The sequence below is a fragment of the Nocardia sp. NPDC004860 genome, from assembly GCF_040609015.1.
GTDB lineage: Bacteria > Actinomycetota > Actinomycetes > Mycobacteriales > Mycobacteriaceae > Nocardia.
This window is the reverse complement of the sequence record NZ_JBEXJI010000012.1, coordinates 92,906-108,204: the sequence shown is the minus strand read 5'-3', so window position 1 is coordinate 108,204 and position 15,299 is coordinate 92,906. Positions and strand designations below refer to the sequence as shown.

The window sequence follows — 15,299 nt, the reverse complement described above, 5'->3', positions numbered from 1 at the left end:
ACAACACGATGAACGCGAACACCCTCCGGCTTTCCGAGCAGCACGCCGCGGCGGCATCCGACACCGAAGTCGTCGTCGGCGTCGGCGCCCTCACCCCCGAGGACGTGGTCCGGGTCGCCCGTGGCAATGCCACCGTGCGGCTGTCGGAGGACGCGCTCACCGTGATCACGGCGAGCCGCGCCCGGATCGAGGCGCTGGCGGCCGACCCGAAGCCGGTCTATGGCGTATCGACCGGTTTCGGCGCCCTGGCCACCCGGCACATTCCGCTGGAACTGCGAACTCAGTTGCAGCGCAGCCTGGTTCGCTCGCACGCGGCCGGTTCGGGACCCGAGGTCGAGCGTGAGGTGATCCGTGCCCTCATGCTGCTGCGGCTGTCCACGCTGGCGACCGGCCGGACCGGCGTGCGCGTGGAGGTCGCCCAGGCGTACGCCGCGCTGCTGTCGGCGGGGATCACGCCGGTCGTGCACGAGTACGGCAGCCTCGGTTGTTCCGGCGACCTGGCTCCCCTGTCGCACGTCGCCCTCGCGGTGATGGGTGAGGGCATGGTCCGCGACGCTGAGGGCACGCTCATGCCCGCCGCGCAGGCGCTGGCCGCGGCCGGCCTCGAGCCGGTGGTGTTCGCGGAGAAGGAGGGCCTGGCGCTGATCAACGGCACCGACGGCATGCTCGGCATGCTCGTGCTGGCCTGCCACGACCTGCACCGGCTCTTCCGCCTGGCCGACGTGACCGCGTCGATGAGCGTCGAGGGCCTGATGGGCACCGACAAGGTGTTCGCCGCCGACCTGCAGGCCCTGCGCCCGCAGCCGGGTCAGGCGCTCGCGGCCTCGAACATGGTTCGGCTGCTGCAGGGTTCGGGCATCGTGGCCAGCCACGCGACCCCCGACTGCACGGTGGTGCAGGACGCCTACTCGCTGCGCTGTGCCCCGCAGGTCGCGGGCGGCGCGCGCGACACCCTCGCGCACGCCGAACGGATCGCGTCCTACGAATTGTCCAGTGCCGTGGACAATCCGGTGGTCACCCTCGACGGCCGGGTGGAGTCCAACGGCAACTTCCACGGCGCGCCCGTGGCCTACGTGCTGGACTTCCTGGCCATCGTCGTCGCCGATGTGGCCAGCATCAGCGAGCGCCGCACCGACCGCTTCCTGGACCGGGCCCGCAACCACGGCCTGCCGCCGTTCCTGGCCGACGATCCCGGCGTCGACAGCGGCCACATGATCGCCCAGTACACCCAGGCCGCGATCGTCTCCGAGCTCAAGCGCCTGGCCGCGCCCGCGAGCGTGGACTCGATCCCCTCCTCGGCGATGCAGGAGGACCATGTGTCGATGGGCTGGTCCGCGGCTCGCAAACTGCGCCGCGCCATCGACGGCCTGACCCGGGTGCTGGCCATCGAGGCCCTCACCGCGGCCCGCGCCCTGGATCTGCGGGCTCCGCTGGAACCGTCCCCCGCGACCGCCGCGGTCCGCGATCGGATTCGCGAGGTGGTCGAGGGACCGGGCGCCGACCGCTACCTGGCACCGGAGATCGAAGCGGTCGTGCAGCTGGCGGCCTCGGGCGAGTTGCTGGCCGGCGCCGAATCCGTGGTGGGCCCGCTGTCCTGAGTGCGGGGTTACCCGCCGAGCAGGCCCTTGGCGATGTGGGTGACCTGAATTTCGTTGCTGCCCGCGTAGATCATGAGCGACTTGGCGTCGCGGGCGAGCTGCTCCACCTTGTACTCGGCCATGTAGCCGTTGCCGCCGAAGAGCTGCACGGCCTCCATGGCGACCTCGGTGGCCGCGCGCGAGGAGTACAGCTTCATGGCCGAGGCCTCGGCGAGGGAGACCTTCTCGCCCGCGGCGGTGCGCTCGATGGCGTTGAACACCATGTTCTGCACATTGATTCGCGCGATCTCCATCTCGGCCAGCTTGAGCTGGATGAGCTGGAACTGGGCGATCTCCTTGCCCCACAGCTTGCGCGACTTCGCGTAATCGACGCTGAGCCGGTGGCATTCGTTGATGATGCCCAACGCCAGCGAGGCGATGCCGATGCGCTCGGCGGCGAAAGACTCCTTGGCACTGTCCTTTCCGTCGCCCTTGGCCGGATTCTCGGTTTCGCCGAGCAGCCGGTCGGGGGTGATGCGGACATTGTCGAAGAACAGTTCGCCGGTGGGCGAGGAGTTCATGCCCATCTTCTTGAAGGCGGCGCTCTGGGTGAAGCCGGGCATGCCTTTGTCGAGCACGAAGGTGAGCACCTTGCGGTCGCGGCGGTCGGTGCCGTCCTCCTCGTCCAGCTTGGCGTAGACGACGGTGACGTCCGCGTACGGGCCGTTGGTGATGAAGGTCTTCCGGCCGTTGAGGATGTAGTCCTCGCCGTCGCGGCGGACGTAGGACTTCATGCCGCCGAACGCGTCCGAGCCCGAATCGGGTTCGGTGATGGCCCAGGCGCCGACCTTCTCGAAGGTGACCAGCTCGGGCAGCCAGCGCTTCTTCTGTGCCAGGGTGCCGCGGCTGCGAATGGTGCCGACGGTGAGGCCGAGGCTCACGCCCATCGAGGCCACCAGGCCCAGGCTGATGCCGGCCAGCTCACTGTTCAGGATCACGCCCATGCTGCCCGATCCGCTGAACCCGCCGCCGGACTTGCCCGGCTTGTTCTCGGCGCCACCCTCTTCCCGCGCGAAGGCCTTGTCCAGCCCTTCCCGGGCGAGCTCGTCCAGGCCGAAGGTCGCGTACAGCTTGCGGATGGTGTCGAAGGGCGGCAGCGCACCACTTTCCAGCTGCTCGACGTTGGGCTTGATCTCCTTGTCGATGAATCCGCGCAGCGCGTCGCGGAACATCAGGTCTTCGTCGGACCACTGGTACATGAAGTGAACTCCCGAGGGCTCGCGGAACAGTTCCTCCGAATATAGAACACGTTCTAGATCCGCCCGACCGTCGCCCGCGAGCCCCCGCAAGAAGCTCACTCCGAAAATCGGAGCAAGGTGAGTGAGGGCCGCAGCGCGCGCACGACCGGGGCACTCGCGACCCGGCGCAGCAGCGGCGAGGCCCATCGGCGCCGCCCGAGCGGCGGGATGAGGTCCTCGGACGCAACGACTCCCGGAATTCGAGTGGGCAGCCGGCGCGCCTGACGGAGGGACTGGCTGGACGGCATCGGTGGGGCGATGTAGCGGTCGCTGAGGCGCACCCTGCCCTTCATCGTCAGCGCACTGAATACGCGCGGGATGGAGTCGTAGAGGAGGATGCCGCCGGGGAAGTGTCCGGCCAGGTCCGCGATCAGCAGGTGGACCTCGGCGGGCGGGAGGTACATGAACAGGCCTTCGGCGGTGACCACCGCGGGGCCGGATGGCACCTCGTCGAGCCAGGACCGGTCGAGCACCGAGCGGGCCAGGCGGGTGATCGCCGGGGCCGGAGGTAGCAGTCGCTGCTGGGCGGCAACCATTTCCGGCAGGTCGAGGGAGAACCAGGCGGCCGCGGGTTCGCCCAGACGCCAGTACGTTGTTTGCAGGCCCTCGCCGAGTGCGACCACCGGCCCACCGGGGCGGGTGGCGAGGAAGCCGGCGATGATCTCGTCGATCACCATCGCGCGCAACGGGTGGACCTGGCTGGGTGGCCCGAATCGCTCGAAGTCCTCCCCGGCCAGTGCACGGTAGAGCCGGACCGCCTCGTCGTCGGCGTAACCGGAATCCGGACGCAGCGCCTCCTCGGCCCGGTTGCGCAGCGTCCACAACGCCGTCTCGGGCACACCCGTCAGTTCGGCTTGGGTCATTTGCCTTCCCTTCCCACAGTGCGCGTTTCGCAATGAAGGCCGACAGGGGGTGCCGTGATTCGCGGCAGTGGCCGAATCAGCTCGGCGGCGGCGCGTAAGTTGTTGCCGGAAACAGTCATACGTGCACTATCCCGGCCGAGGTGTGTCGGTGGATTGGACAAATGTTCCCGGAGGACGCAGGGCCGCCTCACCATCCGCCAGGCCCTCGTGCTCGGGGAGTGAGCGGCTAAAGGCCCTCGGGCTCAGCGTCATCCGAGGCGGGCGGCGCGCCGTCGCCGCCTCGGATGGTCCAGAGGAGGCCATCGAGTTCGTCGGGTTTGATGAGGACGTCTCGGGCCTTGGAGCCTTCCGACGGGCCTACGACGCCACGGGTTTCCATCAGGTCCATGAGGCGGCCGGCCTTGGCGAAGCCGACGCGGAGTTTGCGTTGCAGCATGGAGGTGGAACCGAATTGGGAGGTGACGACCAGTTCGATGGCCTGCAGGAGGAGGTCGAGGTCGTCGCCGATGTCGGGATCGACGTCCTTCTTCTCGCCGGCCTTGGCGGCGGTGACGCCCTCCTGGTAGTCGGGTTCGGCCTGGGTTTTGGCGAAGTCGACGACGGCCGCGATCTCCTCGTCGGAAATGAACGCGCCCTGCAGACGGGTCGGTTTGCTTGCCCCCATGGGCAGGAACAGCCCGTCACCCATGCCGATGAGCTTCTCCGCGCCCGGCTGGTCCAGGATGACGCGCGAGTCGGTCAGCGACGAGGTCGCGAAGGCCAGGCGGGACGGGACATTCGTCTTGATCAGACCGGTGACCACGTCCACCGAGGGCCGCTGGGTGGCCAGCACCAGGTGAATGCCTGCGGCACGGGCCTTCTGGGTGATGCGGACGATGGCGTCCTCGACATCACGCGGCGCGGTCATCATGAGGTCTGCCAGCTCGTCCACGATGGCCAGGATGTACGGGTAAGGGCGGTAGACCCTTTCGCTGCCCAGCGGCGCGGTGATCTGGCCGGACTTCACCTTCCGGTTGAAGTCGTCGATATGGCGGACCTTGTTGGCCTGCATGTCCTGATACCGCTGCTCCATCTCCTCCACCAGCCAGGCCAGCGCCGCCGCGGCCTTCTTGGGCTGGGTGATGATGGGGGTGATCAGATGCGGAATGCCCTCGTAGGGCGTCAGTTCCACCATCTTGGGGTCGATGAGGATCATGCGGACCTCATCGGGGGTGGCCCGGCACAGCAGCGAGACCAGCATGGAGTTGACGAAGCTGGACTTACCCGAACCGGTCGAGCCGGCCACCAGCAGATGCGGCATCTTGGCCAGGTTGGCCGCCACGAACTCGCCCTCGATGTTCTTGCCCAGACCGATCACCAGCGGATGATGGTCGTTGCGGGTGGTCGAGGCCTTCAGCACGTCGGCCAGGCGCACCAGTTCGCGGTCCGCGTTCGGCACCTCGATGCCGACGGCCGACTTGCCCGGAATCGGCGCCAGCAGACGGACATTCTCGGTCGCCACCGCGTAGGCGATATTGCGGGCCAGGGCGGTGATCTTCTCGACCTTCACGCCGGGTCCCAGCTCCACCTCGTAGCGGGTGACCGTCGGGCCGCGCACGAAACCGGTGACCGCGGCGTCGATCTTGAACTGCACCAGCACCTCGGTGATGGCCTCGATCATGGATTCGTTTGCCGCACTGCGCTTCTTCGGCGGATCGCCGTCGGTGAGCAGCGACAGCGACGGCAGCGTGTAATCGCCGTCCACCTCGCGGTCGGTGACGAACTCCAGCTGCTGCGGCTCCGGCGGCGGCGGGGTCTGGTCGACGACCTTCGCGACGGCCTTGCGCGGCTTGGGCTTCGGCTTCTCCTCCGGCGCGGCGATGTCCTTGGCGTCCTGCAGTGGCGGCTCACCGATGATCTCGGTGACCGCGTCGGAACCCGCGAACTCGTCGGTCGGATAGTTCTCCGACGGGGTGCGGCCGCGGCGCTTGCGCACCTCGGGACGGTGCATCGGGAAGCCATCGGCGTCATAACTGTCGGAGTCGTAGAGGCCGCGTTCCTCGGAGTAGCTCTCGTATTCATCGCCGCCCGCGCCGGTGCCGAAGATCTCCCGCAGCCGGGCGGGCACATCCCGCACCTGGGTGCCGGTGATCAGCAGCAGCCCGAAACCGATGGCCAGCATGAGCAATGGCACCGCCAGAAAGGCGCTCAGCCCCTCACCCAGCGGACCACCCACGACATAGCCGACGAATCCGGCGGCATGCGCGCGACCGTGCGCGTCGGACGGCGAACCCGCCGCCAGATGCCACAGACCCAGCACCGGCAGCCCGGCCAGCAGACCGCCCAGCACCAGCCGGGGCCGGATCTCCGGCTGCGGCTCGGTCCGCATCAGAATCACCGCGATGGCCACCGCCACGAACGGCAGTGCCGCCGAGGCGGATCCGGCCACCGCGCGCACCACGGCATCCACCCAGTGCCCGACCGGACCGCCCGCCGACATCCACACGGCCGCCGCGATCACGAAGGCGAAAGCCACCAGCCCCAGCGCGATCCCATCGCGCCGATGCCCGTGCTCGATCTCCCCGGCCCGGCTGACCGCCCGCGTCGTCGCGCCCAGCCCCCGCGCCATCATGGTCCAGCCGCTGGTGACGCCCCGCCGAACCACCGCCAGCGGTGCGGTATTCGACCCGCGCCGCGGAGCGGGCCGCCGCGCCGGCGCCTTCCGTCCCGCTCCCCCGCGCCCCTTCGCGGGGGTGCGTGGGCTGCGCGCGCGGGCCTGTGCAGGAGCCTGCCCCCGCGTAGCCGCCGCTCGCGAACGTGACGTTCCGGTGCGGGCCTTACCTGCCATGCGTCCCAGGCTAGCCGCAACAGCACCACCCGGACCATCCGCAACACCCGGCCCACCCGAATCAGAAACTGTGGCGCTCACAACCAAAAACCCGCGCCGACGGCGGGATCACCCGCCTCGAAGCGGCCCGACACCACCGGTCACACTACGGCGCGCCCGGGCTGTACCGCGGCCCATTCGCGCGCCGGAAAACGGCCACGGCCTGCAGCGTGGCCGGATCAGCGAGTCGCGGGGAGGCGGTCCAGGTGGTGAGAGCGGTGTCGAAGTCAGGGATCTGGGTGCTCGCGGTGCGGTAGCACTCGGCGGCGTCGAGGGTGCGGCCCAGGCGGCGCAGGGCCGTGTAGCGGACCAGCAGGTTGTGGGTGTGGGCGGCACCGCCGGCCGAGATCCGGGTGGCCTCGGCGCGTTCGGCGTGGTCGGCGGCCTGGGCGTAGCGGCCGGCGGCCAGGTCGGCGCGCGCGGCGCGGGCGTGGATCACCGATTCGAAGCGGGTGTTGCCGAAGCGGCGGGCGGTGACCAGGGCGGCATCGAAAAGGCGGGCGCCGCGGTCGGCGTCGCCCTCGCTGCTGAGGATCCAGGCGGCCTCGGTCAGGCCCCACACCACATTGCGGCGCACCCCGGACTCGTTGTCGCCGACCACCGCCCGCGCCGCGGCGGCCAGGGAGTCGCGGTTGCGGCCGGCCGCCGAATAGGCCCGGGCGAGCAGCGAATACGCGACGCGGACGCACTCGGAGCTGTCGGCGCGTCGGTAGTAGGTGAGGGCGGTCGCGAAATGCGTTGTGGCGCGGGCCGGGTCGCCGTCGTGCAGGGCGAGCACGCCCGCGAAGCCCTGAATCGCGCCGGAGGTCCAGGGATCGATATCCGGATCGTCGTCGGCGAGCAGTCCGCGCACGTGCACGGCCGCACCGTGCGGCTCTTCCAGTTCCGCGGCCAGCGCGAAGACCAGCGCCAGCCGGGCCCGGCGGGCGGCGACGATGTCACCGTCGGAGGTGATGGCCTGCACCAGCTCTTCGAGGACCTTGACCAGGTCGACGGTGGCGTCACAGGCCAGTCCCGTCTCCGCGACGGTCAGCGCCAGGTCCGCCGCCAGCACCCGATGCCGGGGCGTCCCCGCGACCGCCAGCCGGTAGACGGCGGCCAGATTGCGGCGCTCGATGGTGAGGAAGTCGCGGGTCGAGTCCAGATCGCCGAGGCGGGTGCCGGGGTGCCCGGTGGGCGCGAGACGCAGCCGCAGACCGGGATGCCGCACGCGCAGAACCGTTTTCATGGTGGCCAGGTAGTAGTCGAGCAGGCGGGCGGTGACATCGAGTTCGCGCTCGCGGTCGGGACGGCCGAGCGCGAACAGGCGCATCAGATCGTGATAGTGATAGCGGCCCCGGCCGACCGATTCCAGCATGCCGCGGTCCACCAGCTCCTCGCACAGGTCCTCGGCCACCGATTCGACGGTGTCGAGGACGGCGGCGGTGGCGGCCAGCGAGAGCTCGGGCAGATCGGCGACGGCGAGCAGCCGGAAGGCGCGCGCCGTGTCCGGCGGCAGTTGCTCGTAGCCCGCGTGGAAGGCGGCCGTCAGCGCCAGGTCCCCGGCCCGGAAGCGGTCCAGGTCATGGCGTTCGGCCGCGAGCCTGTCCGCCTCCGAGACCACTGTCCACTGCGGCCGGGCCGCCACCCGCGCGGCCACGATGCGCACCGCCATGGGCAGCAGGCCGCACAGTTCCACGATGCGGCGCACCGCCTCGGGTTCGGCCGCCACTCGCACGGCGCCGACGATGCGGGTGAACAGGGTGACGGCCTCCTCGGGTTCGAGCACCGTCAGCGCCGCGGACCGCACACCGGGGAGGGCAGTGAGCGGGCGGCGCGCCGTCACCAGCACCGCGCAGCCGGAGTCACCCGGCAGCAGCGGCGCGACTTGCGCTGCGTCGCAGGCATTGTCGAGCACGATCAGCAGGCGGCGGCCGCTACTGGCGGACCGGAACAGCGCGGCCCGCTCGGCAACGCCGACCGGAATCTCCTTCTGCGCCACGCCCAGTGCGCGCAGGAACGCGCCGAGCACGTGCTCCGGTTCGGCCGGCGTCGCGCCCGCGCCGAACAGATCCACGTACAGCTGGCCGTCCGGGTACAGGTCCCGGATCCGGTGTGCCACATGCAGAGCCAGCGCCGTCTTGCCGACCCCGCCCATCCCGGAGACGGCCACGATCGGCCGGGTCGCGCCGAGCACGGCGCACAACTCCCGCACCAGATCATGACGGCCCGTGAAATCGGCTGTGTCGGGTGGCAATTGGGCCGGCCTGGGCGCGACGACGGCGATCGGCGCGGTCTCCGCTGCCACGGTGGGCAGCTCGTCGGCCAGGATCTGGCGGTGCAGCTCCGCCAACGCCGGACCCGGCTCGATGCCCTGCTCGGCCACCAGCAGCCTGCGAATGCGCTGGTATTCCTCGAGCGCCTCGGTGCGTCGGCCCGCCCTGTAGAGGGCCGTCATCATGAGCCCGCGCAGCCGCTCGCTGTGCGGATCACCGGTGATGAGCGCGGCCAATTCGGCCATGGCGTGCGAGAAGTCGCCGCGCTGCACGGTGAGCTCGAGGAGATCCTCGGTGAGGACGCGGTGCAGCCGCCGCAGCCGCGCGCGTTCGGCCGCGGCCCACGGCCCGGGCACGCCGGTCAGCGGATCACCGCGCCACGCGCCCAGCGCGTCACGCAGCGCGACGTCGGCGGTCTCCAGGCAGCCGGCGGCGCGCGCCTCGGCCGCCTCGCCACGCAACCGGTCGATGCGGTCGACATCCAGATGCAGCGGTCCGTCCAGGCGATAGCCGCGCGCTTCCGACGACAGCAACACGGACTGCTGCACGGCCAGATGCTTGCGCAGCGCCCACGCGTAATTCCGGAGCGCACCCACCGCCGAGCTCGGCCGTTCAGCACCCCAGATGCCGTCCACCAGTTCCTCGACCGACACCGTGCGCCCGCGCGCGCACGCCAGCATGGCAAGCGCCGCCTGCTGTTTGGGCGGCATGGGCGGAATCGGCACGCCATCGGCCGTCAACTCGACCGGTCCGAGAACCGCCAGTTGCCAAGACATTGCCTACCACCTCATCACACACGGGCCGCTGCCGAGGACGCAAGCTACCGCTCGACGCGTGATCGTTTCATGACCGGTGGGCGCGCTGCCACTCCCGCCGGGCGGGCGGTCGTGACGGCGGACGGGTCAGACGCTGCGGTCGAGGGCGTGCACCAGTGCCACGTCGTCCGGGGCGCCGGTGGCTTCGAGCCGAACGGCATTGCGGCCGAAGGCATGCAGCAGCAGCTCCGAGGGCGGCCCGGCCAGCACCACGGTGCGGTCACCGGCCTGGCGGGCGACGGTGCGGCGGCCGTCGGGCGTGGAGAGCGCGACAGTAACCGGCGATTTGCGATATGCCATGCGCGCCAAGCCCGTCAGCACCTTCCAGAGCTGGTTCTCATCGGCGGCGGACAGCGTGCGCGGCACCCAGCCGGGCGCGGCACGGCGGACGTCCTCGTGGTGGACGAACATCTCGGTGGTGTTCATCAGCGAGTCGACCGGGCGCAGGAGCAACGGCGGGCCGCTGCGCACCTCGTCGAGCAGGTCGGCGAACGGGCGCTGGGTGACCTTGCGCTGCACGCTGTCCAGATAGGAGGCGAAGGGCTTCAGCAGGATGCCGGGGGCGGCGTCGGGGCGGCGTTCCCGGACGACCAAGTGCGCGGCCAGGTCTCGGGCCGTCCAGTCGCCGCACAGGGTGGGCGCGTCCGGGCCGGCTTCGGCCATCGCTTGAACCAGGGCCTGGCGCTCCCGTTGAGCCAAAGTCATAAGGGGAACCTTAGTCGGGAAGGTCCGAATGCGCACGGCCGCGTCAAGGGAACCACCCGGTCCTTCATAAGGACAAGAGTCGATCGTGATCGCGGCTTCCGGTTGTGCCAGTGCGGCCGGCCGCGACGCCCCACTCGAGGACACCGCACAAAACACAGATCCGGGTTGGCGTCAACCTTTCCGTATCGGTAGCTTGATCCCTCGGTCCATAGGGTCGTGGATCCGAAAGCACAAGAAGGGCAACACTTTGAAGAAGATTGTCAGCGGCGCAGCCGTGATGGTCGCGGCCGCCGGCTCCCTGCTGGCCGCGACCGCGGCTCCCGCCAATGCCTACCAGGACTACTACTACGGCGCCATCGCGCTGTCTCCGTCCACGGGTCATATCGGCTACTCCTACGACTATTCCGACAGCCCCTCGGCGCAGAATGCCGCCATGAGCTCGTGCCCCCAGGCCGACTGCCACATCGTGGCGCGCTTCGCGAACGGCTGCGGCGCGATCGCCTACTCGTCGCGCGACGGCTACTACACCTTCGGCGCGGCCTCCTCGCGCAGCGCGGCCAAGAGCCAGGCGCTGGGCCGGAACTCCGGCGACGCCACCATCATTCACTGGAACTGCACCACCGGCTACGAGCTCTGATCCGACGGCGTCATTCCACAACAACGGGGAGAATTTCGTTGAAGCACACCATCTTTCGCGCGACCGCTGCGCTGATGCTGGCCACCTCGGCCTTCGGCCTTGTCGCCTGCAGCAAGTCCGATGACAGCACCAAGGCCGCCTCCACCACCTCCGCGGCCGCCCCGGCCGGCAAGTTCGACGGCAGCACCGAGGGCGACGGCAAGATCACCGGCGCGGCCCCCGCCCCCACCACGGTCGCGGATCTGCCCAAGCCGAGCGTGCAGGAACTGAACGACAAGGTCACCAAGGCGTTCGACCCGTCCATCGACTCCAAGACCAAGACCGACTGGATCGAGGACGCCGCCCTCGACCCGCAGCTGGCCCAGAAGCTGGTCGACGCCGCCAAGGCCAACAAGGTCACCATCAAGATCACCAACGTCGGCGACCCGGCGAACGGCAAGCTCAAGGCCGACGCCGACGTCACCATCGACGGCAAGCCGGTCCAGAACGCCACGGTCTCCTTCGTCGCCGACGGCAGCGACTGGAAGATCGACCACAACTACGCCTGCAGCATCGTCAAGGCCGCGAAGCTCGATTCGGCCGCCTGCCAGGACAAGTAGTAGAAACTCTTGTAGTCCCCCGCCCCAGGTGGAGGAACCCCGGCGGGGACCCGCCCAGTTTTGCCGCCCCCGACAGCAGCACCGTCGGGGGCGGAGCTGTATTCGCAGCGGATTCGGCCGTGCGACAAGCGAAACCGCCCGAGCAGCGGAATGCTGCTCGGGCGGTTGGGTTTTCGGTTGCTCGCCGGGTCAGACGCCGATGACCGTGGGGACGATCATGGGGCGGCGGCGGTAGGTCTCGGCCACCCAGCGGCCCACCACGCGGCGGACGGACTGGGCGATGCGGTGGGTGTCGGTGACACCTTCGACCGCCAGGCGATGCAGTTCGTTCTCGACGAGTTCCTGAGCGCCGGAGAGCGCCTCCGGGTCGTCGGAGAAGCCGCGGCCACTGACCTCCGGTGTGCTGACGGCCTTTCCGGTGGCCGAGTCGACGGCGACATTGATGGAGATGAAGCCGCCCTCGCCCAGGACCAGACGGTCGGAGAGGGTGGACTCGCCGACGTCGCCGACCGAGAGGCCGTCCACGTAGACCTGGCCGACCGGGACGCGGCCGGAGATGGAGGCGATGCCGTCCACCAGGTCCACCACCACGCCGTTCTCGGCCAGGATGACCCGCTCCTCGGGCACGCCGGTGGCCACCGCGAGCGCGCCGTTGGCGCGCAGGTGCCGCCACTCGCCGTGCACGGGCATGGCGTTGGTCGGGCGGACCGCGTTGTAGAGGTAGAGCAGCTCCCCCGCCGAAGCATGGCCGGAGACATGGACTTTCGCGTTCTGCTGGGTGACGACCGTGGCGCCCAGACGGGCCAGGCCGTTCACGACCGCGAAGACCGCGTTCTCATTGCCGGGGATCAGCGAGGAGGCCAGCACCACCAGATCGTCCGGGCGGATATTGATCTGGCGGTGGTCGCCGCGCGCCATGCGCGACAGCGCCGACAGCGGTTCACCCTGCGAGCCGGTGGAGATCAGCACCAGCTTGTGCACCGGCAGGTTGGCGGCCTGATCCAGGTCGACCACCAGGCCGTCCGGAATGTCCAGGTAGCCGAGGTCCTGCGCGATCTGCATATTGCGGACCATGGACCGGCCCACGAAGCACACGCGGCGGTCGTAGCGCTGCGCGACATCCACCACCTGCTGGATGCGGTGCACGTGAGAAGCGAAGGAAGCCACGATGACCCGGCCCTTGGCCTTGCCGATCACATTGTCGAGCACCGGGCCGATCTCGCGCTCGGGCGTCACGAAGCCCGGCACCTCGGCATTGGTGGAGTCGACCAGGAACAGGTCCACGCCCTCGTCGCCGAGGCGGGAGAAACCGGCCAGGTCGGTGAGGCGGCCGTCGAGCGGCAACTGATCCAGCTTGATGTCGCCGGTGTGCAGCGCGATGCCCGCGGGCGTGCGGATGGCCACCGCGATGGCGTCCGGGATCGAGTGGTTGACCGCGAAGTACTCGCAATCGAACGCGCCGTGCTGGGTGCGCTCGCCCTCGGTGACCTCGATCAGGTTGGGCTGCAACCGATGTTCGCGGCACTTGGCCGCCACCAGCGCGAGGGTGAACTTCGCGCCGATCACCGGAATATCGCGCCGCAGGCGCAGCAGGAACGGCACCGCGCCGATGTGATCCTCGTGACCGTGGGTGAGGATGACCGCGGCGATATCGTCCATGCGGTTCTCGATCGGACCGAAGTCGGGCAGGATCAGGTCGACGCCGGGCTGCTGATCCTCCGGGAACAGCACACCGCAGTCGACGATCAGCAGCTTGCCGTCGTACTCGAAAACGGTCATGTTGCGGCCGATTTCACCGATGCCGCCGAGCGCGAACACCCGCAGGCCACCCTTGGGCGCCTTGGGCGGGGTGCCCATCGCGTGCGGGTCGCGCGGGGCCGGGGCCGGCTCGCGATCGCGGCCACCCTGCCGGGACCGGCTGCCGCCGCGTCGGGTGCGGTCGCCGCCGCGGCCGCCACGGCTGCCACGCTCCCGAACCGGTTCGGCCGCAGCCGATTCCGTGCGCGGGGCGGCGGCTTTCACCGATTCCTGCGGCGCGGCAGCGGTGCTCGCCTGCGCGGCGGGTTCCGCCTGAGCCGGAGCCGGCGCGGGCTGCACGGGAGTCTCCGGAGCCGGGGCGGGCGCACCGGCGGCGCGGCTGGCGGTACGGCGGGGGCGACGAGCGGGGCCGGTCATGCAATCACCCCGGCCGCGCGCAGATCCATCGCGAGTTCGTCGAGTTGATCCTGGGTCGGCATGAGTTGCGGCAACCGTGGTTCCCCGGTCTCGACACCGAGCAGGCGCAACGACCCCTTGGTCATGGCGACGCCGCCGAGGCGGGCCATCGCCCGGTTCAGCGGGGCCATGCTCACATTGATCTCCCGGGCCCGCGCCACGTCGCCGGCGCGGTAGGCGTCGATCAACGCGCGCAGGCGGTCCGGCACGAGATGGCCGATGACGCTGATGAATCCGGTCGCGCCGACCGACAGCCACGGCAGGTTGAGCACGTCGTCGCCGGAGTAGAAGGAGAGACCGGTCTCCGCGATCAGCTCGGCGCCGGCGCCCAGGTCGCCCTTGGCGTCCTTGACCGCGACGATGCGCGGGTGCTCGGCGAGCCGGCGAATGGTGTCGGTGGCGATGGGAACCACTGAGCGCGGCGGAATGTCGTAGAGGGTGACCGGCAGGTCGGTCGCGTCCGCGACGGCGGTGAAGTGGGCGAACAGGCCGTCCTGGCTGGGACGCGAGTAGTACGGAGTGACGACCAGCAGGCCGTGCGCGCCCGCGCGCTGCGCGTTGCGGGCCAGTTCGATGCTGTGCGCGGTGTCGTAGGTGCCGGCGCCCGCGATGACGGTGGCACGGTCGCCCACAGCGTCCACGACGGCGTGCAGCAGATCGAACTTCTCGGACTCGGTAGTGGTCGGCGATTCCCCGGTGGTGCCGGAGATGGCGAGCAGATCGACGCCACCGTCGATCAGGCGGGCGGCCAGCGCGACACCGGCATCGACGTCGAGCTTGCCTTCGGCGGTAAAGGGGGTCACCATCGCGACACCTACTGTGCCGGACGCGTGCAGCTCGGTTCGCGTCGATTCACCGTTCGTCATAGTCAGAAGGCTACAGCCTCGCCGGAACGGGATTTGCATCGTTATACCCGAACCGTGCCCGGCGCGATGGTGATTCGCGTCAAGCGACCACTTCTGGCGTCAGAAGTTTCCTTGAATGACGTCAATTACGACGTCACACTGGTGTCATGGATCTCAACAAATACACCGCCCAGCTGCGCGAGAACCTGATTGCCGCCGCGGCACTCGGCGATGAGAAAACCCAGACTACGGCCGCCGCCCTGGCCGCCGCCACCGAGAACTCCGCCCGGCTGGTCCTGCTGGCCGCGCTCTCGGAACTGGCCGCCGAGGTGAGCACGACCCTCCCCGACCGCACGGTGCACGTGTCGGTCGACGGGACCGACGCCCACGTCGACGTGCGCAAGACCGCGGGCGAGGAGGAGCACCCCACCTTCGACGAGGTCACCGGTGACATCAGCCGGGTGACGTTGCGGCTGGTCGAGCAGATCAAAGCTCGTGCCGAGGAGGCGGCCGCGCAGAGCGGGCAGTCGCTGAACTCATGGCTGTCGACCACCGTTCAGTCCGCGCTGCGTGACCAGATGAAGCGGGGTGGCCCCGGCCGCTGCGATGCCCCCTGACCGATAGA

General features: G+C 69.7%; 11 protein-coding genes. 4 read left to right on the top strand and 7 right to left on the bottom strand.

The window, feature by feature from the left end:
• Positions 1-8 precede the first annotated feature (8 nt).
• On the top strand, positions 9-1,598 hold the full coding sequence (gene hutH / locus ABZV44_RS22480; protein WP_354839381.1) for a histidine ammonia-lyase: 1,590 nt from the start codon (positions 9-11) through the stop codon (positions 1,596-1,598).
• A gap of 8 nt (positions 1,599-1,606) precedes the next feature.
• Here the strand turns inward: hutH and ABZV44_RS22475 are convergent, their stop codons facing one another.
• The 5 genes from ABZV44_RS22475 to ABZV44_RS22455 all read right to left on the bottom strand — a co-directional run bounded on the left by ABZV44_RS22475 (position 1,607) and on the right by ABZV44_RS22455 (position 10,379).
• Positions 1,607-2,836 (bottom strand): acyl-CoA dehydrogenase family protein, encoded by a 1,230-nt coding sequence (locus tag ABZV44_RS22475; protein ID WP_354839378.1) that lies wholly within the window; start codon positions 2,834-2,836, stop codon positions 1,607-1,609.
• Between the two features lie 95 nt (positions 2,837-2,931).
• Positions 2,932-3,738 (bottom strand): class I SAM-dependent methyltransferase, encoded by an 807-nt coding sequence (locus tag ABZV44_RS22470; protein WP_354839375.1) that lies wholly within the window; start codon positions 3,736-3,738, stop codon positions 2,932-2,934.
• Positions 3,739-3,964: 226 nt separating this feature from the next.
• The gene (locus tag ABZV44_RS22465) at positions 3,965-6,565 is read right to left on the bottom strand and encodes a DNA translocase FtsK (RefSeq protein WP_354839372.1); all 2,601 of its coding nucleotides are present in this window, start codon (positions 6,563-6,565) and stop codon (positions 3,965-3,967) included.
• Positions 6,566-6,710: 145 nt separating this feature from the next.
• On the bottom strand, positions 6,711-9,635 hold the full coding sequence (locus ABZV44_RS22460; protein ID WP_354839369.1) for a BTAD domain-containing putative transcriptional regulator: 2,925 nt from the start codon (positions 9,633-9,635) through the stop codon (positions 6,711-6,713).
• Between the two features lie 126 nt (positions 9,636-9,761).
• On the bottom strand, positions 9,762-10,379 hold the full coding sequence (locus tag ABZV44_RS22455; protein WP_354839366.1) for a TIGR03085 family metal-binding protein: 618 nt from the start codon (positions 10,377-10,379) through the stop codon (positions 9,762-9,764).
• Between the two features lie 247 nt (positions 10,380-10,626).
• Here ABZV44_RS22455 and ABZV44_RS22450 point away from each other — a divergent pair, with 247 nt between their 5' ends.
• The gene (locus ABZV44_RS22450) at positions 10,627-11,016 is read left to right on the top strand and encodes a DUF4189 domain-containing protein (protein ID WP_354839364.1); all 390 of its coding nucleotides are present in this window, start codon (positions 10,627-10,629) and stop codon (positions 11,014-11,016) included.
• 38 nt (positions 11,017-11,054) lie between these two features.
• Positions 11,055-11,615 carry a hypothetical protein gene (locus tag ABZV44_RS22445; RefSeq protein ID WP_354839361.1) on the top strand — a complete coding sequence of 187 codons (561 nt, stop codon included), beginning with the start codon at positions 11,055-11,057 and terminating at the stop codon, positions 11,613-11,615.
• A gap of 189 nt (positions 11,616-11,804) precedes the next feature.
• Here ABZV44_RS22445 and ABZV44_RS22440 read toward each other — a convergent pair whose 3' ends face one another.
• Together ABZV44_RS22440 and dapA are read right to left on the bottom strand one after the other, a co-directional pair.
• Positions 11,805-13,790: a ribonuclease J gene (locus tag ABZV44_RS22440; protein ID WP_354839358.1), complete on the bottom strand. Its 1,986-nt coding sequence runs from the start codon at positions 13,788-13,790 to the stop codon at positions 11,805-11,807.
• Positions 13,787-14,695 (bottom strand): 4-hydroxy-tetrahydrodipicolinate synthase, encoded by a 909-nt coding sequence (gene dapA, locus ABZV44_RS22435; RefSeq protein WP_354839356.1) that lies wholly within the window; start codon positions 14,693-14,695, stop codon positions 13,787-13,789. The genes ABZV44_RS22440 and dapA overlap by 4 nt, the downstream gene beginning before the upstream one ends.
• A gap of 146 nt (positions 14,696-14,841) precedes the next feature.
• On the opposite strand from dapA, the gene ABZV44_RS22430 reads away from it, so the two are divergent.
• The gene (locus ABZV44_RS22430; protein WP_354839353.1) at positions 14,842-15,291 is read left to right on the top strand and encodes a hypothetical protein; all 450 of its coding nucleotides are present in this window, start codon (positions 14,842-14,844) and stop codon (positions 15,289-15,291) included.
• The last annotated feature ends 8 nt before the right edge of the window (positions 15,292-15,299 follow it).